This window comes from Alcanivorax sp. HI0007, from assembly GCF_001635525.1.
In the GTDB taxonomy this organism is placed as follows: domain Bacteria; phylum Pseudomonadota; class Gammaproteobacteria; order Pseudomonadales; family Alcanivoracaceae; genus Alcanivorax.
In genome coordinates this window covers 20,937-38,179 of sequence record NZ_LWEJ01000254.1, presented here as the reverse complement: position 1 = coordinate 38,179, position 17,243 = coordinate 20,937, and the positions used below count along the sequence as shown (strand labels likewise).

Below are 17,243 nucleotides of genomic sequence, written 5' to 3'. Positions count from 1 at the left end.
CAATCCGGCGGTCGCGGTTGAGTTTGATACCTATAATAACGGCAGCGGTTACGGTGATATTGCCAATGATCACACCGCTATTTATGACCCACAGAATTATACGGATTCATCCGGGGGCGGTGCTGCCAGCCTTTTCAGTTCCGTAGTAGACCTGGGCAATATCGAGGACGGTAACTGGCATACCGTCCAGTTGAATTGGGACCCGGTCAGTGATCAGTTGCAGTATTTCTTTGACGGTAATCTGACATCCACGGTGAATGCGGATTTTGTTAACACGGTTTTTGCCGGTGATCCGAACGTATATTTTGGATTTACCGCATCCACCGGGGGGTCTTCAAACTTGCAGAAAATCTGCGTCACCAGTGCGCCGCCCCAGGTGCTGGTGGATTATGGCGATGCCCCGATCAGTTTTGGCGAGCCATCCCATATTCTCGGTTCAAATCTGCGGCTGGGAGATGATGTGTCTCCGGATGCACTGAGCTACGACGACGTGGATGCTGCAGCGGACAATTTTGATGATGGTGTGATCTTCCCGGGTGCCCTCCCCAATCTGAGCCCCATCGAAATTTCAGTCTCCGGTGATGACGGCTACCTCCAGGGCTGGGTGGACTGGAACGGCGATGGTGTCTTCGACGAACCGCAAGAGCGTATCGCCACGGATCTCCAGGATGAGGATGGAGACGGTATTATTCTGGTGACGGCGGCGCCGAGTGATGTTGTTGTTGAGGGTGACACCTATGCACGCTTCCGCTGGTCGTCGGTGCAGGGGGTCAATGCAACGGAAGGGGCTCCAGATGGTGAAGTCGAGGACTACCTGATTACCTCCCGGTCGGTTTCCCTCTGTGAGGCGGGTTCGTCTGGTTCTGGTGGTGGCATTGCCTCCGGTGGCAATGGGCCTTTCCGCGAGGCGATTTACTGGCTGGACTGGAACTGTCTGGGCAAAAACGTTTTTCAGACAACCGACGTGATTCTGAAGAGCTGGGTGTTCGGGCCTGTGGAAATCCGCGCCACGGTATCTGATATCACAGCACCGATTGAGCCCTATACAACGGGTAGCTGGAATGGTGATCTTCTCGATAATCTTTATGTCGGGGTGAATCCCATCGGGCTGGGGAATTTCGACAATACCAATCCCTCGTTCCGTATCGATTGGGAAGTGTTTCTCGAAGGGAATCCCATCTCTGCCGAGATTATCATCGCTGATGCAGAAGACACTGATAATGGTGAAGTGATTATTTCGGAAACCAATGGCGGGCCGTGGGAGCTTTTTGCGGTTGCCCCGGGGACCAACGATCTGCAAATGCGTTTCGAGAATGGTGGCGAAAGGATGCTGCTGTCCAGTCTGCCTGCGGACGGAGTGGGCAGTTTTCTGGCAATGACACAGGGCGTTACCACCACCCGGCATACCATCAACACCGGCGGCGGACAGGCCCTGGCATTCGGGGTGTTCGTACAGAAAGACCATGGTGATATTGCCGGCGGTTACCCGGAGAGTGGCGGCCATTTCGCATCACGAGTGGCGCAAGGCGGTGGCAAGCCCACCGCCGATACGGACATCAACAATATTTCTCTGGCGACGCTGGTGGCGCCAAGGCCTTATCTGGGCCTGCTTCCTCCCGATCCGGAGGATGCCGATCAGAATTCCGCCAATGCTGATGCGGATGGTCCGGAAGAAGATGGAGTGACCTTTTCTCCGTTAATCCCCGGCAGTAATGCGGTGCTGGACATTGTGGTGACGGAAACCACGGCGGGTCAGGGTTACCTGCAAGGCTGGATTGACTGGAACCGTGACAATGATCTGAATGATGCGGGCGAGCAGGTGGCCCTGAACGTACAGGATAATGGTCCGGAAGACGCCAACCCCGCCGCGGGGGAAATTCGTCTGAATATCTTTGTACCACCCGGAGCTTTTGTTGGTGATACCTATGCCCGTTTCCGTTTCTCCGATACCCCGGATGTGCCTGACGGTGGGCTGCTGGTCATCGGTGGGGAAGTGGAAGACTACAAGGTGACGGTGGCGCCGGCGGCCACGGCAGGGCCTTTGTCCGGCTGGGTGTTTGAAGATAATGGTGTCGGCGCTACCGCTCACGATGGCCTGAAAGGCAGCGATGAACCGGGCCTGGCCAATGTGCCGGTGATCTTGTATCACGATGTGGATAATAACGGTGAGTGCAGTGACAGCGACCCGGTGCTGGCATCGACCTTTACCGATGGCGACGGTGCCTGGCAATTGGTGGCGGCGCTGGCCGATGTGGGCAAAAACGCCTGTCTGGTCACGGCGACACCGACTGGCTTGTTGTCGGTCTCGGAAAACAGCGGTGCGGCGGGTGCCGGGATTGATACCGGGGCGGCCAATGATGATGTGATGACGCTGACGGTACCGCCAACCGGTACCGTTTGGGATGGCATCCTGTTTGGCGATGCGGGGCTGCCCATCCTGGAGCCGGACCAGCAGGGCGTAGTGGCACCGGGCGGCAGCCGTTTCTACCTCCACCGCTTTACCGGCCGAAGCGCTGGTAGTGTGGATTTTGCCCTTGAGGCAGCCGCTACCAGCCCGGCCGCACCGGCCTGGAACGATACCCTGTACCGGGATGATAACTGTAACGGCGAACTGGACGGCGCCGATGCGTCCCTGCCTGTTACCGCAGTCAATGTGCAGGCCGGAGAGCAGCTTTGCCTGCTGGTGAAAGTGTTTGCGCCTGCGGATGCCCCGGTCGAGGCCCTGCACAGCCGGCCGCTGGCGGCGACCCAGAGTTATACCGGTACCGCCTTCCAGGCTGTTGCCAGGGTAACGGACACCACGCGGGTCGCTGCCGGCCAGCTGCAACTGGAAAAGCAGGTGCGCAACATTGGCCCGGACGGGGTCGCCAATTCCGGCGATGATGTGGATACGGCAGCTACCACCGCCAACCAGGCCGCGCCGGGAGACGTGCTGCGATACCGGCTGACATTCCGTAACCAGGGCACGAACGCGCTCAGCGAAGTCATCATTACCGACAGCACCCCGGCTTACAGCGCACTCAGTGCGCCAGCGGCGTGTCCGGCGTCACTGCCGGGGGGCCTCAGTGCCTGTGCCTTGTCCACACCGGATGGCAGTAATGGCATTGGCTATCAGGGCGGTCTGGAATGGCGGTTTACCGGCGAGTTGCAACCCGGTGCCCAGGGGGTGGTCAGCTATGACGTGCGGGTGAGCGAGGACTAGACCAGGCTGCGGTTCTGGCCCCTTGCCGGCCTGTGGCGGAAGGGGCGCCCGGAACCTGTCCGCCGCCGGACGACCGTGGTAGAATGCTGCAACCGGGGGCCGAGGCTCCCGGTTTTTTTGTGGCTGTCTGGCAGGAACAATGGACTTCAGCTTATTGATCAAGGCCCTGTGCCTGGTATTGGTGATCGAGGGCATTCCGCTGTTTCTGGCGCCTAATCGTGCCCGAGAGGCGGCCTTGCAGGTTGCCCGCATGCCCGGGCGAACACTGAGAATTCTGGGGCTGGTGCTGATGGTGTTGGGTGCCGGCCTGTTACTACTGATGCGGTCGTAAATGATGAACCAGGAAGAACAGTGGCTACTGCCCGACGGGGTGGAAGAGGTTCTCCCGGGGCGAGCCCGGGCCATTGAGCAATTACGCCGGCAGACGCTGGATCTTTACCAGCGCTGGGGCTATGAACTGGTTTTTCCCCCGCTGATCGAATTTCTCGAATCCCTCCTCAACGGCGCAGGCCGTGACCTGGAACGGGAAACCTTCAAGATCACCGACCAACTGACCGGCCGTCTGATGGGCGTGCGCGCGGATATCACTCCCCAGGTGGCGCGCATGGATGCCCATAGTCTGCGCCGTTCGGCTCCCTCCCGACTGTGTTACTGCTCCAGTGCCCTGCGCACCCGCCCGGCGGTGGCCGGCGCCACCCGGCTCCCTTACCAGCTGGGCGTGGAACTCTTCGGCCATGCCGGCAGCGACAGCGATCTGGAAGTGATGACCCTGCTGCTGGACACCCTGGCCCTGGCCGGGGTGGCCGATCAGGTGGTGCTGGATTTGGGGCATGTGGGCCTGTTCCGCGGGTTGCTGGACGCCTGTGAGTTGAGCGACGCGGAACAGAACCAACTGGAAGACATTTACGTGCGCAAGGCGCGGGTGGAGCTGGATGCCTTCCTGGCAGAACGCGACCTGCCAGCGCCGGCGGCTCGTGCCCTGGGGGCGCTGCCCTGGCTGGCAGGGGGCATCGGCATTCTCGACCAGGCCCGCACCCTGCTTGGTGATTTCCCCGGTGCCCTGGCCGCCCTGGATGAACTGGCTGTGCTGGCCGGCGTCCTGGATGCCCGCGGTGTGCAGCTGCACCTGGACCTGGGTGAGTTGCGGGGTTACCACTATCACACGGGTTGTGTCTTTGCCGCCTACCTGCCCGGCGAGAGCGAGCCGGTGGCCAAGGGTGGTCGTTATGACCATATCGGTGAAGTGTTTGGTCGGGCCCGCCCGGCTACCGGATTCAGTGCCGACCTGAAAATGCTGGCCGCGCGTACTGACGCCGCCGCACTCAACGGCATCCTGGCGGAAGGCTCTTTGCAAGACGCGGGCTTCGCCGACAAGGTGAGCGCCTTGCGCGATGCCGGTGAGCGGGTGGTGCTGGCGCTGACCGGAGCAGATAATGACCCGCAGGAACTGGGATGCCAGCGCCGTCTGGTGCAGGATGGCAGCCGCTGGGTAATCCAGGATATTTCCTAGGACACTTCCCCGGGGAAGTGTCTGGTACAACCTCCGGGTGGGCATTCGCCAGCCCGGGGTGAATCAAACTGTGCGTGAAGCGTGTCACGTACAAGCGTTCAATCAACAGGCAGCAAGCAATCATGGGTAAGAACGTAGTCATTCTCGGCACCCAGTGGGGTGATGAAGGCAAGGGCAAGATCGTCGATCTGCTCACCGATCAGGCCTCTCTGGTGGCCCGCTTTCAGGGCGGTCACAATGCCGGCCATACCCTGGTGATCGACGGCAAGAAAACCGTCCTGCACCTGATTCCTTCCGGCATTCTGCGCAATGACGTCCAGTGCCTGATCGGTAATGGTGTGGTGCTGGCCCTGGACGCCCTGCTCAAGGAAATCGGTGGCCTGGAAGAACAGGGTGTTCCGGTGCGTGAGCGTCTGCGTCTGTCCGCCTCCTGCCCGCTGATCCTGCCGGTACACGTGGCCCTGGATCAGGCCCGTGAAGCGGCCCGTGGCAACAAGAAGATTGGTACCACCGGTCGCGGTATCGGCCCCGCCTACGAAGACAAGGTGGCTCGCCGCGGTCTGCGTCTGGGGGATGTCTATTCCCGTGAGCGCTTTGCTGCCAAGCTTGGCGAAGTGATGGATTACCACAACTTTGTGCTGCGCAGTTATTACAATGCCGAGCCGGTGGACTTCCAGAAGACCCTGGATGAAACCCTGGCCATGGGCGAGGAAGTCCGCAGCATGGTCACCGACGTGACCACCGTGCTCCACGGTGCCCGTGAGCGTAATGAGAACATCATGTTCGAGGGCGCCCAGGGCACCCTGCTGGATATCGACCATGGCACCTACCCCTACGTGACCAGCTCCAACACCACCGCCGGCGGCGCCGCCACCGGCACCGGTTTCGGCCCGCTGTATCTGGACTATGTGTTGGGCATCACCAAGGCCTACACCACCCGGGTGGGCAGTGGTCCCTTCCCCACCGAGCTGTTCGACGAAAACGGCCGCTACCTGGCAGAGAAGGGTCACGAGTTCGGTTCCACCACTGGCCGTGCCCGCCGTTGTGGCTGGTTTGATGCGGTGGCCCTGAAGCGTTCCATCCAGATCAACTCCATTACCGGCCTGTGCCTGACCAAGCTGGATGTGCTCGACGGTCTGGAAGAAGTGAATATCTGTATCGGTTATCAGGATGCCCAGGGCAACTCCCTGACCTGTGCCTGGGATGCGGACAGCTATGAAGAGGTGAAGCCGGTCTACGAAAGCCTGCCCGGCTGGACCGAATCCACGCTGGGTGCCAAATCCGTGGATGAGCTGCCGGCCAATGCGGTGGCTTACCTGAAGCGGATCGAGGAAGTGACCGGTGCGCCCATCGATATCATTTCCACCGGCCCGGACCGTGTAGAAACCATCATCAAGCGGCACCCCTTCGCCTGATCGCCGCTTCATCACGTTCCCGGGTCCCCGCCAGGGTGCCCGGTGACGTGACCGCTTTATGCCTGTTTTTCTCCCTCCTCTCCTTCCCTGACGATTGTCTTTTGATAGACACATCCATGCATTGAAAATGACATGCGTCGTACCCCTTTCTGTCATTCGTTCTGCCTAAGCTCGGTTTCGTACTTTTACCGACTCCGTGGCCGGTGTGTCCGGCTCCAGGCAGGCAACGCAAACAGAAACAGGGAGAACAGAGATGGGCCACCATCCCGTAGAAGACAGTAACCGTTCCGACAACACCACCATCAATACTGTGCTGGAACAGCACCTTTCCCGTCGCCAGATTCTGCGTGGCGGTGCGACTGCGGCCACCATGGTGGCCGGTGCCAGTCTGGTGGCCTGTGGTGGTGACAGCAACAATCGCGGTAATGGCGGCGATGCTGGTGGCCAGGTGCCCACCGAGCTGGGCTTTGCTGCAGTTCCGCGTTCGCTTGAGGATCGCGTGGTGCTGCCGGAAGGCTACCGGGCCAGTGTTCTGATCGCCAAGGGTGATGCGCTGTTTTCTGATATTGCGGATTATCAGAACGATGGCAGCGGTGAGGATTTCGACAAGCGTTCCGGTGATGAGCACGATGGCATGGAGTACTTCGGTCTGGGTGCCGACGGGGCCTGGGATCCGAATGCGTCAGAGCGTGGTGTGTTGTGCATGAACCACGAGAATCTGGAAGATGACACCTTGCATGAGAATGGTGTGACCGCTGCCGCCGATAATGGTGGCGCCCGCCCGCAGGTAGAGATTGACCGGGAAATTCTTGCCCATGGTGTGGCATGTCTGGAAGTGGTCAAAGAGGATGGCCAGTGGCGTTACGTCAAGGATTCCGCATTCAACCGTCGTGTTACCGGCGCCACTGAAGCGGTGATTTCAGGCCCCTGCGCGGGTCATGACGCCTTGAAAACCAAACTGAGCCCTGCCGGCGACAAGGGTTTCGGCACCCTTAATAACTGTGCCAGCGGCCGCACTCCCTGGGGTACCTACCTGACCTGTGAAGAAAACTGGTTTTCTTATTTCAATCGCAACGACGCGTCTGATGCGCGCAGTGCGACCGAGAATGATTTGTTCGCGCGCTACGGCATGGGGCTGGTGAGCAAAGGCTTCTCCTATCGGGAATGGGACACTGTGGCCGGTGACATGTACCAGCGCTTCAATATCAGTGTCACTGGCGCCTCAGCCACGGAGGATTTCCGCAATGAGCCGAACACCTTTGGCTATATTGTGGAAGTCGATCCTTTCGACACCGCCAGCAAACCGGTCAAACGGACGGCCATGGGGCGCTTTGCCCATGAAGGGGCGATCTTCGCTCCCGCCGAAGCCGGCAAGCCGCTGGTCTATTACATGGGCGATGATTCTCGCAACGAATATCTCTACAAGTTCGTCAGTGCGGCCAACTGGGATCCCGCTGATGTGGGTACCGGTACGGCTGCGGGCAACAAGTACCTGGATGACGGCAAGCTGTTCGTGGCCGTGTTCAATAATGACGGCACCGGCGAGTGGAAAGAGCTGAGCGTTGGGGTCAATGGGCTGGATGCAATGAACCTCCTGTATCCTTTCTCCAGTCAGGGGGATGTGATGCTGGCGACTCGCCTTGCCGCAGATCACGTCGGTGCGACCAAAATGGATCGCCCGGAGTGGGCAGCTGTCAACCCGATCAATGGTGAGTGCTACCTTACCCTGACCAACAACCGCGGCAGCAATCGTAATCCGGATACCGTTGACGGGCCCAACCCGCGTACCTATGGCGGCTCGGGTGGCAACCCCAACGGCCATATCATCCGTTGGCGCGAAGAGGGCGGCGACCATAGCGCGACCCGCTTCGATTGGGATGTGTTCCTGTTCGGGTCCCCTGCTGACAAGGATGCCCAGAGCATCAACCTGTCCGGCCTGACTGCGGACAATGATTTCTCCAGCCCGGACGGTCTCTACTTCGACCATCGTGGTTTGCTGTGGATTCAGACGGATGATGGCGCTTACCGCGATACCGTGAATAACCAGATGCTGGTGGCTATTCCGGGAGAAGTGGGTGATGGCGGCATGCTGACCTTTACCAATGATTTTGGTGGTGAGGAAAACACCACCTTCGTTGGCAAGGATGCGTCCGCGGTGGACCTGCGCCGTTTCCTGGTTGGTCCCAAGGGTTGCGAGATTACCGGTATCACCATGACCCCGGATGGCCGCAGCCTGTTCATCAATGTGCAGCACCCCGGTGAAGGGGGCTCTGCCGCCAACTTCAATACGGATGTGAGCACCTGGCCCAACCCCAACGGCGATGCCCTGGCGCTGGGTAATGGCGTCAGTCGTCCCCGCTCGGCCACCATCGTGATCACCCGCGAAGACAATGGTGAGATCGCGGTGTAGGTGAGTCGATGCAACACCAAAACCGCCCACCCTGTGTGGGCGGTTTTTCTTTTTCTGTGGCCTGTTTTTTTAAAAGGCAACAGGTGCTGCCGGGGTGGTGTGTTGCTGTCATCCCGGAGTCATGCAGAGCCATGACAATGCAGATTATCCCATCAGGCAAACACAGGTGAATCCCATGCTTTCCGGTATCAGTCTCTGGCAACTTCTTATTGTTCTGGTCATCGTCATCATGCTGTTCGGTACCAAGCGTATCCGCAGTCTTGGTTCGGATCTGGGTGGCGCTTTCAAGGGCTTCCGTGATGCCGTAAAGGATGGCGAAAAAAGCCTGGAATCGGAGCAGGGTGACCAGGGCTCATTGGTCTCCAGTGACATGAACAAGCAGAAAGATACGGTACGGAGCTGACAGGAACATGTTCGACTTCGGTTTCATGGAAATACTGCTGGTTTGCGTGGTGGCGCTGGTGGTGCTGGGGCCGGAAAAGCTGCCCAGGCTGGTGCGCACCCTGGGCCAGTGGGTGGGGCGAGGGCGAGCAATGATGAAGCAGATGCAGCAACAGCTGGAGAATGAGGCGCGCAACCTGGATATGAAAGAGCGGCGCGAAAAGATCCAGCGTGAGTTGGCATTGTTGCAGGGCAATCCGGTTGAAAAGGAAGCGGCACAGAAGTCGCTACCGTTGAAAGACGTGGAATCCCCATGAATGCCATGCCGCTGACTCGCCATTTGCTGGAATTGCGCCAGCGGCTGCTGCGTTCGGTGATTGCCATCGTGCTGGTCTTTATTCCCCTGTTCATGTTTGCCGGGGAGATTTATACCCACCTGGCGCAGCCTCTCATGCAGGCCTTGCCTGAGGGTGGCAGCATGATCGCCACGGATGTGACCGCGCCATTTCTGGTGCCCTTCAAGCTGGCGTTGTATTTGAGCATGTTGCTGGCCATGCCGTTTCTGTTGCATCAATGCTGGAGCTTTGTGTCGCCGGGGCTGTATCGGCGAGAGAAACGTTTTGCGCGACCGCTACTGTTTGCCAGCGTGTTGTTGTTCTATCTCGGTGCCCTGTTTGCCTGGTTCGTGGTCATGCCGTTGTTGTTTGCCTTCTTTATTTCGGTGGCCCCGGAGGGGGTCGCGGTGATGACAGATATCGGCGCCTGGCTGGGCTTCACCATGACATTTGTCATGGCGTTCGGTATGGCATTCGAGTTGCCGGTTGCGGTGGTGTTGCTGGTGGCGTCCGGCATAACCACGCCGGCCGCCTTGTCGGCGGCACGGGCCTATGTGGTGGTGGGGTGTTTTGTGGCAGGCATGCTGCTTACGCCGCCGGACATTATTTCCCAGAGCTTGCTGGCTATTCCCATGTGGGGCTTGTTTGAAGCAGGGCTGCTGTGTTCGCGCTGGGTGCAGCCTTTGGCCGAAGACAGTGAGGCCCTGACCTGAAATGTCGCCCTGCCGAACGTGGATGGGCAGGGCGCGGAACAGGGCCGGGCAGTGATCTGAGCCAGGTTGACCGGGTGGCCGCCTTGCGTTCCAGCAATGCGCCCTCGGCTGGCAGGGTTACTTGCGGCGGCGGGTAATAATGATCAGTGCCACGGTGATGCCCACCACGGCAGCCGGAAACACCAGCAGGTAGCGTTTGCGGCTGGCTTCTTTCTCGCGCTGGGCGTCGGCCTGCTGGATGGCGGGATGTTTGGCACTATCCGCTTCGGCGTAGGTGGCAACCGGTGCCAGGAACAGGCTGGTGGCCAATACGACGGTGGCGATCAGGGAACGTAGGATTTTCATGGCTTTCTGCACCTTGGCTCTGGGACGGCTGGCGGTGTTTGGCCTGAAACGAAAAAGGGCCCCCGTCTGGGAGCCCTTTGAATTGGTGCCGAGGAGAGGACTTGAACCTCCACGGGGTTGCCCCCACTAGCACCTGAAGCTAGCGTGTCTACCAATTTCACCACCTCGGCGTTTCGTGCTGTACCGGACCCTTGTAGATAAGGTAAAGTTTCTTACCGTTTCCGGTCGGTTCATCGCGAAAGCGCGTGCATTCTAGTATATGATGGCCGGATGTCAAACCCTCTTTCCGAAAAAAGTTTAATGCCCCCTAAAAAACGTTACCGCGACCCCCATGCCGATCGTGAGGCCGAAAATTACGAGAACCCCGTCCCCAGCCGGGAGCTGATCCTGGAAGTGCTCAACGACCATGGCAAGCCCATGGAGTTCGAGCAAATCGCCTCCCTGCTGGAGGTGGATGAAGACGGAGAAGTCGGTCTCGAGCGCCGCCTGAAGGCCATGCTTCGTGATGCCCAGCTGGTGCAGAACCGCAATGGCAAGCTGGGTGTGGTGTCGCGCATGGACCTGATTCCCGGTCGTGTGCAGGGCCACAAGGACGGTTTCGGCTTCCTGATTCCGGATGACAAGACCCAGAGCGACCTGTTCCTCGGCCCACGGCAGATGGAAAAGGTCATGGACGGGGACCGGGTTCTGGTCAGTGATGCCGGTTACAACCGCTTCGGCAAGAAAGAAGCCCGTATCGTGGAGATTACCGAGCGGGTCGCCACCGAAGTGGTGGGCCGCTACCGCCGTGAGGCCGGTATCAGCTTCGTGGAACCGGAAAACCGCCGTATCACCAAGGAAGTGCTGGTGGAGGACAAGAACGGCCTCCAGCCCAACCCGGGCGACCACGTGCGCGCCACGATTACCCAGTACCCCAGCCGCGATCACCATGTGCTGGTGCGTCTGGAGGAAATTATTGCCACGCCGGACCAGGCCGGCATGGAAATCGAAGTGGCCCTGCGCCGTTTCGAGATCCCCCATGTCTGGCCGGAGGGAGTGGAAGCCGAGGCCGAGCGGTTCGGCGACAGCGTCCCCCACAAGGCCAAGGCCCACCGGGTCGATCTCCGTGATCTGCCACTGGTCACCATTGATGACGAGACCGCCCGGGATTTTGACGATGCGGTCTATGTGGAGCGCCGCCCCCGGGGTGGTTGGCGTCTGATCGTCGCCATCGCCGATGTCAGCCATTATGTGCATCCCGGTTCCGCGCTGGATCGGGAAGCGGCTACCCGGGGCAACTCGGTGTACTTCCCCAACCGGGTGGTTCCGATGCTGCCAGAGGCCCTGTCAAACGGCCTTTGCTCGCTCAACCCCCATGTGGACCGGTTGTGCCTGTACTGCGACATGAAAATTTCTGCCAACGGCCGCCTGACCCGCTTCGTGTTCCGCGAAGGGGTGATGCGTTCACGGCACCGCCTGACCTACAACAAGGTCGGCGCCATGATCGAGGAACCGGATTCCCAGCTGGCCCAGGACACCGTGGCCAGTCTGGACGACGAATCCCTGGACATGATCTGGTCATTCCATGAAATGTTCCTGGCCCTGCGCAAGCGCCGGGCGGAACGGGGTGCCATCGACTTCGACAGCGATGACACCCGTATCATCTACGATGAAAACCAGAAGATTCAGGCCATTGTGCCGGTGACCCGCAACGTGGCGCACATCATGATCGAGGAGGCCATGCTGGCCGCCAACATCTGCTCCGCCAAGCTGCTGGAGAAGGCCGGCGTGCCGGCCCTGTTCCGTAACCACGAGCCCCCCAAGGAAGAGCGACTGAGCAAGTTGCAGCAATTCCTGGGTGGCCTGGGCCTGAGCCTGGCCTGGTCCGAAGGGGCGCCCCGGCCCCATGTCTATCAGGATTTGCGCGAGCAGATCCTGGAGCGCCCGGATCGCAACGTGATCCAGACGATGATGTTGCGTTCCATGACCCAGGCCAAATACGAAGCCGAGAACAAGGGGCACTTCGGGCTGGCCTACAAGGCCTATACCCATTTCACCTCGCCGATTCGCCGTTACCCGGACCTGCTGGTGCACCGGGCCATCCGCTTCCTGATCCGCAGTGAGGGTGAGCCCAATCACGTGGACAATCCCGGCAAGCTGCCGAAGATTCCCCGCGAGAAGATCATTCCCTACAGCCAGGCGGACATGGTGGCCATTGGTGAGCAGTGCTCCATGACCGAGCGCCGGGCAGACGATGCCACCCGTGATGTGGTGTCCTGGCTCAAGTGTCAGTTCATGGAATCGCACATTGGTGATGTGTTCGAAGGCGTGATCAGTGGCGTGGCCAACTTTGGTCTGTTTGTGCAGCTCAATGAACTGCATATCGACGGTCTGGTGCACGTGGCCAATCTGGACAGCGACTACTACCACTTCGACGAGGTCAATCTGACCCTCACCGGGGAAAGCAGTGGCCGCAAATTCGGGCTTGGTGATGGGGTGACCGTGCGGGTAGCGGCAGTGCATACCGAGGACCGCAAGATTGACCTTCAGCTGGAATCCTCCACCCCGTCCGGCAAGGGGCGCCCCAAGGGCGGCAGCAAGAAAGCCGGTGGCGGTAACCGCAGAGGCGGCACCAGCGAACGGGAAAAGCTGGCCAAGGGCGAGATTCCCAAGCCCAAGGCCAAGCGCAAGGGCCCGCCCCGCGGCAAGAAGGCGGCCCGGCGAAGCAAGAAAAGCTAGAAAGCCCGTCAATAACTCCTTGCCAATCAGGCTTTCGGGCCGGTTCGCAATCCGGGCCTTCAGGTCACGCTGAGAGTGCATGGAGTTATTCAGGGGGTCCCTAACCCTCTGCAGGCGCGGCGCGCGCTCTGCTCTGCGAGTATGAGCCGTGAACATTCCGGGGTCCCGGGTGTTCGCGACCCGGGCGCCGCTCCTGCAGCGTTATTTTTTCACCGCGTATGGCGCGGTGCATGAAGCGTGCAGGCGTCCCAATGAGCAAACCCCAGAAACCCCTGATGTATTCCGGCTTCCATGCGGTGGACGCCCTGTTGCGGCATCGCCCGGAGGCGGTGCTTGAGCTGTTTGTGCAGGACAGCCGTGCCGAGCGTGAGGAGCCCCGCCTGGCGGCCATGATACAGTCGGCCCGGGATTTCGGCATTGCGGTACAGCGTGCCCGGCGGGAGGTGCTGGAAAAGCACGCGGGTCCTCAGCATCAGGGCATCGTGGCCCGGGCGCGACCGCGCAAACCCGGTGATGAGAGTGGTCTGCTCAAGTGGCTGGATGGCAAGCCCGCCCGCCCCTGGCTGCTGATTCTGGAGAACGTCACGGATCCCCATAATCTGGGGGCCTGCCTGCGCAGTGCCGATGCGGCCGGGGTGGATGCGGTGATTGTTCCGCGTCGCAACGCTGCCGGGCTCACCCCGGTGGCCTGTCGTACCGCGGTGGGAGCGGCGGAAAGCCTGGCGTATTACGAAGTGGGCAACTTGGCCAACCTGCTGGATCAGCTGCGGGAAAGAGGGGTCTGGGTAGTCGGTACCGCCCTCGAGGAGCGCAGTGAGTCCCTGTTTGCGTTCCAGGCCCCGGATGCCCTGGCCGTCGTGATGGGGGCGGAAGGTGCCGGCCTGAAACGGCTGACCCGGGACAAGTGCGACCAGCTACTGGAAATTCCCATGGCTGGGGAAGTGCAGAGCCTGAACGTGTCCGTGGCCACGGGGGTGATGCTGTTTCATGTACGGGCGCAGCGGGAGAGCAGTGAATAGTTACCAGTTACCAGTTAACAGTGAATAGTTGCGCGAGCAACGGTTTTCGGTTTTCCAAACGCATGGGGCCGCGACCAGATTCTGGTCGCGGCCTCATGCGTTTGGAAGCCACAAGACTGACCCGCGATTAACTATTCACTGTTCACTATTAACTGCTACCGCAGCTCAGCCTGGTTGACGACGGTTTCGCGTTCCAGTGTGGGCAGTGGTAGCGGGGTGCGGCGGGCGGAGAGTTCCCGCTGGATGCGCACGTTGTCCTCCAGCAATATCTCGGGGATTTCATCATCGTGGTTGTCCGGCAAAGTGCCGGGCACGCTGAGCGCCTTGTCGGCCAGTTGCTGGCCGGGCAGGGGCGCCAGCGGGAAACTGACATGGGTGGTGCGGTTGAAGCGGATCGGTTCCCGGTAGGTGGGCTGTACATAGCCATGGGCATTGCGCACGGCGGTATCCAGGTCCTCAGGGCCGGTGACATGGTGCCAATCGTTGGGTGTACTGGGTCGGGGCGGGGTAATGGACTCACCGCGGGACAGCCTGGCGGTCAGGCGGGTTTTGCGTTGCTGCCAGGCCAGCAAGTCGGTGACGAACTGGTCCTGACGGCGGTAGTTCTGGATGTCCGGGCGTGGCCCCAGGGCCTGCTCAAGAGCCTGTTGCTGACCTTGGCTCAGCCCGTTGTCACCGGACGCCAACGTGGCCGCTGGCAACATCGGGCCCAGCAGGGCAAGAAAGGCAATAAAGCGGATCAGGGTCATGATGTGCTCCGGGGGTCCTCTCTTTCGTGTCTCCGGCGGCGCTAGGGGGAACTGTCGCAGCCGCTGCTCAAACAGCTTTCCACTTCAATGATGCCAGTGGTCAGCACGGCCTCATCGTTCAGATCCAGATAGAGCATCAGGTTGCCGTTGCGGGATATCTCGACGATGGCATTGGGATTGCTGGCCAGCAGGGTGGCCAGGTCTGCCTTGCGCTCTTCGTTAAACAGGTTTCGGTAAAGCTGTTCGGTGAGCAGATTTCTGGCGTCACCGCCGTCGTTCAGCCCGTCCAGTTGCATGCCGACAATGGTCATGGGCAGCACCAGGGGGGTATCGGAGCCGGCATTGCCGAGCAGGGTGCGGATATGCTCCCCCGACAGGGAGTTGCCGGGCAGGGCGGGCAGGCCAAAGCTCTGCGAGGTGGACCGGTCGTACCAGGTTCGGTTGCGCTGATAATCAATGGGGCTCAGGCGCTCGGTACGGGCCAGGGCGCTGTCCAGGGTTTCCGGCTGCTCGATCACGGTGGGGTCACTGCTGGTCACCGGCTCCGGCTGATAATCCTGGGGGCAGGCGGCCTGATGGGCGGCCCGGCTGCGATTGGCTTGCTTGTACTGCATGACCTGCAACAGGAAATCCGAGTAATCCGGGTAATCCTCGAGGGCTGGCTTGCTTGGTACGGACACCGGGCTGCCACAGGGTGGCGGGGCCGGTTCCTGGGCGGACAGGGGGCTCAGCAGAAAAATGCTGCACAGGCCGGTGGCCAGAGCGCTGAATTTCATGGTCGTATCCCGTTCTTGTTGTTTTCCCCTGTATTTCAGGGGCTTAGGGTTAACGACGCTTCTTGTAAGCGTTTGTAGCGTTTTGTTTCTTCTGAGCATACGTCCGTCTTTGCCGGATGGCAACGGATATACCTTGAGGAAGGGGCGTGCTATGGGATAGAATCGCGCGCTTCCTGCGTCCGACAGGGATTAACTGTCGGGCAGGTCTCCTTGCTTCACCGTCACGCCTATGCGGATGGGAAGCTGAATTGATGCCGTGAGGTATCGCAACCGTAAGGAGCTAATATGCGTCATTACGAAGTTGTGTTCCTGGTTCACCCGGACCAGAGCGAACAGGTGCCGGCCATGATCGAGCGTTACAGCGCGATCGTGACTGATGGTAAGGGCACCATCCACCGTCTTGAAGATTGGGGTCGTCGTCAGCTGGCTTACCCGATCAACAAGATCCACAAAGCCCACTACGTGATGCTGAACATCGAATGTGACGGCGAGACCCTGGGCGAGCTGGAAAACACTTTCCGCTTTAACGATGCCGTAATCCGTCACCTCGTGATTCGTCGCGACAATGCCGTTACCGAGCCGTCGCCGCTGGCGAAGAACGACGAGAAGGAGGGGGCTGCCAGCTGATTTTGGAAAGCAATCGCTGTGAACTCACCGGTGTAATCGTCACGTTGGAAAAAGTGGCACTGACACCGGCTGGGGTACCCCGTCAACGCCTGTGGCTGGAGCATCGCTCCCGGCAACTGGAAGACGGCCATCCCAGAGAGGTCCAGGCTCGCATTGCCGTGATACTGGCAGGCGGGATGACCCGACAGGCCCAGGGCCTGAAAGAAGGTCAGCGCATTAAAGTGACCGGCTGCCTGAGTCGCGCCGGTTACAAAGGTGATGCCCGGGATCGTTTGCAACTGATTGCCCAGACGCTGGACACCCTCAACCAGGATTAGAGAGGAGATTATCCAATGGCCCGTTTTTATCGCCGCCGCAAGTTCTGCCGCTTTACCGCGGAAGGTGTTGAGTACATCGATTACAAAGATCTCGACACCCTGAAAGCCTACATCACCGAAACCGGCAAGATCGTGCCCAGCCGTATCACCGGCACCAAGGCACGTTATCAGCGTCAGCTGGCCTCTGCGATCAAGCAGGCCCGCTTCCTGGCGCTGCTGCCGTACACTGACAGCCACGACAATTAAGCCGAGGGGACCATCATGCAAGTGATCCTGCTGGAAACGATCAAGAACCTGGGCGACCTGGGTGCTGTGGTGGATGTACGTTCCGGTTACGGCCGTAACTTCCTGATCCCGCAAGGCAAAGCCCTGCCGGCCACCAAAGACAACCTGGCCGAAGTGGAACAGCGCCGCGCCGAGCTCGAGAAGCACGCCGCCGAGCAGCTGGCCGCTGCCCAGGAGCGTGGTGAAAAACTGAACGAAGCCAGCGTAACCGTGTCCTCCAAGGCCGGTGACGAAGGCAAGCTGTTCGGTTCCGTGGGTACCCGCGACATCGCCGAAGCCATTACCGCTGCCACCGGCGTGGAAGTGGAAAAATCGGAAGTGAAGCTGCCCCACGGCGCGCTGCGCAACACCGGTGAGTACGAAATCGACGTGGTTCTCCACGCCGACGTGACCGTGACCATCAAGCTGGCTGTGGTTCCTGCCGAGTAATCGACAGTTGAC

The 17,243-nt window shown here is 60.1% G+C and carries 17 protein-coding genes and 1 tRNA gene; 14 read left to right on the top strand and 4 right to left on the bottom strand.

The genetic code is table 11. The features are described 5' to 3' along the window. The 8 genes from A3714_RS14315 to tatC form a co-directional block, all read left to right on the top strand. A partial coding sequence (locus tag A3714_RS14315; protein ID WP_156493868.1) for a CshA/CshB family fibrillar adhesin-related protein occupies positions 1 to 3,202 on the top strand: 3,202 nt, incomplete at its 5' end. Positions 3,203 to 3,341: 139 nt separating this feature from the next. Then, positions 3,342 to 3,533 carry a DUF2065 domain-containing protein gene (locus tag A3714_RS14310; protein ID WP_062815749.1) on the top strand — a complete coding sequence of 64 codons (192 nt, stop codon included), beginning with the start codon at positions 3,342 to 3,344 and terminating at the stop codon, positions 3,531 to 3,533. 3 nt (positions 3,534 to 3,536) lie between these two features. Beyond that, positions 3,537 to 4,712, top strand: coding sequence for an ATP phosphoribosyltransferase regulatory subunit (locus tag A3714_RS14305; RefSeq protein WP_369798862.1), 1,176 nt, complete (start codon positions 3,537 to 3,539; stop codon positions 4,710 to 4,712). 122 nt (positions 4,713 to 4,834) lie between these two features. After that, positions 4,835 to 6,127, top strand: coding sequence for an adenylosuccinate synthase (locus A3714_RS14300; protein WP_062815751.1), 1,293 nt, complete (start codon positions 4,835 to 4,837; stop codon positions 6,125 to 6,127). A 253-nt stretch (positions 6,128 to 6,380) separates the two neighbouring features. Next, entirely contained in the window at positions 6,381 to 8,537 is a 2,157-nt protein-coding gene (locus tag A3714_RS14295; protein ID WP_063509476.1) for a PhoX family phosphatase, read from the top strand. Positions 8,538 to 8,712: 175 nt separating this feature from the next. Further along, positions 8,713 to 8,940 carry a Sec-independent protein translocase subunit TatA gene (locus tag A3714_RS14290; RefSeq protein WP_063509478.1) on the top strand — a complete coding sequence of 76 codons (228 nt, stop codon included), beginning with the start codon at positions 8,713 to 8,715 and terminating at the stop codon, positions 8,938 to 8,940. A 7-nt stretch (positions 8,941 to 8,947) separates the two neighbouring features. Then, on the top strand, positions 8,948 to 9,235 hold the full coding sequence (tatB, locus tag A3714_RS14285) for a Sec-independent protein translocase protein TatB (protein ID WP_062815753.1): 288 nt from the start codon (positions 8,948 to 8,950) through the stop codon (positions 9,233 to 9,235). After that, positions 9,232 to 9,966, top strand: a complete 735-nt coding sequence (tatC, locus tag A3714_RS14280; protein WP_063509475.1) for a twin-arginine translocase subunit TatC — start codon at positions 9,232 to 9,234, stop codon at positions 9,964 to 9,966. Before tatB ends, tatC begins: the two co-directional genes overlap by 4 nt. A gap of 117 nt (positions 9,967 to 10,083) precedes the next feature. Here the strand turns inward: tatC and A3714_RS14275 are convergent, their stop codons facing one another. Next, the gene (locus A3714_RS14275; protein ID WP_062816005.1) at positions 10,084 to 10,311 is read right to left on the bottom strand and encodes a hypothetical protein; all 228 of its coding nucleotides are present in this window, start codon (positions 10,309 to 10,311) and stop codon (positions 10,084 to 10,086) included. An 83-nt stretch (positions 10,312 to 10,394) separates the two neighbouring features. Then, positions 10,395 to 10,481, bottom strand: a tRNA-Leu gene (locus A3714_RS14270). Between the two features lie 130 nt (positions 10,482 to 10,611). Here A3714_RS14270 and rnr point away from each other — a divergent pair. Further along, positions 10,612 to 13,029, top strand: coding sequence for a ribonuclease R (gene rnr / locus A3714_RS14265; protein ID WP_062815755.1), 2,418 nt, complete (start codon positions 10,612 to 10,614; stop codon positions 13,027 to 13,029). 251 nt (positions 13,030 to 13,280) lie between these two features. Then, positions 13,281 to 14,048: a 23S rRNA (guanosine(2251)-2'-O)-methyltransferase RlmB gene (gene rlmB, locus A3714_RS14260; protein ID WP_082810763.1), complete on the top strand. Its 768-nt coding sequence runs from the start codon at positions 13,281 to 13,283 to the stop codon at positions 14,046 to 14,048. 155 nt (positions 14,049 to 14,203) lie between these two features. On the opposite strand, the gene A3714_RS14255 is transcribed toward rlmB, so the two are convergent. Then, on the bottom strand, positions 14,204 to 14,797 hold the full coding sequence (locus A3714_RS14255; RefSeq protein ID WP_063509474.1) for a hypothetical protein: 594 nt from the start codon (positions 14,795 to 14,797) through the stop codon (positions 14,204 to 14,206). 41 nt (positions 14,798 to 14,838) lie between these two features. After that, the gene (locus A3714_RS14250) at positions 14,839 to 15,573 is read right to left on the bottom strand and encodes a hypothetical protein (protein WP_062815757.1); all 735 of its coding nucleotides are present in this window, start codon (positions 15,571 to 15,573) and stop codon (positions 14,839 to 14,841) included. Positions 15,574 to 15,858: 285 nt separating this feature from the next. Between A3714_RS14250 and rpsF the strand changes: the two genes are divergently transcribed. From rpsF to rplI, 4 genes are read left to right on the top strand one after another with little or no spacing between them, the layout of a single operon-like run. After that, positions 15,859 to 16,200: a 30S ribosomal protein S6 gene (rpsF, locus tag A3714_RS14245; protein ID WP_008927286.1), complete on the top strand. Its 342-nt coding sequence runs from the start codon at positions 15,859 to 15,861 to the stop codon at positions 16,198 to 16,200. A 2-nt stretch (positions 16,201 to 16,202) separates the two neighbouring features. After that, positions 16,203 to 16,517 (top strand): primosomal replication protein N, encoded by a 315-nt coding sequence (gene priB, locus A3714_RS14240; RefSeq protein ID WP_062815758.1) that lies wholly within the window; start codon positions 16,203 to 16,205, stop codon positions 16,515 to 16,517. A 15-nt stretch (positions 16,518 to 16,532) separates the two neighbouring features. After that, on the top strand, positions 16,533 to 16,763 hold the full coding sequence (gene rpsR, locus A3714_RS14235; protein ID WP_035245006.1) for a 30S ribosomal protein S18: 231 nt from the start codon (positions 16,533 to 16,535) through the stop codon (positions 16,761 to 16,763). 15 nt (positions 16,764 to 16,778) lie between these two features. After that, the gene (rplI, locus tag A3714_RS14230) at positions 16,779 to 17,231 is read left to right on the top strand and encodes a 50S ribosomal protein L9 (RefSeq protein WP_062815759.1); all 453 of its coding nucleotides are present in this window, start codon (positions 16,779 to 16,781) and stop codon (positions 17,229 to 17,231) included. The last annotated feature ends 12 nt before the right edge of the window (positions 17,232 to 17,243 follow it).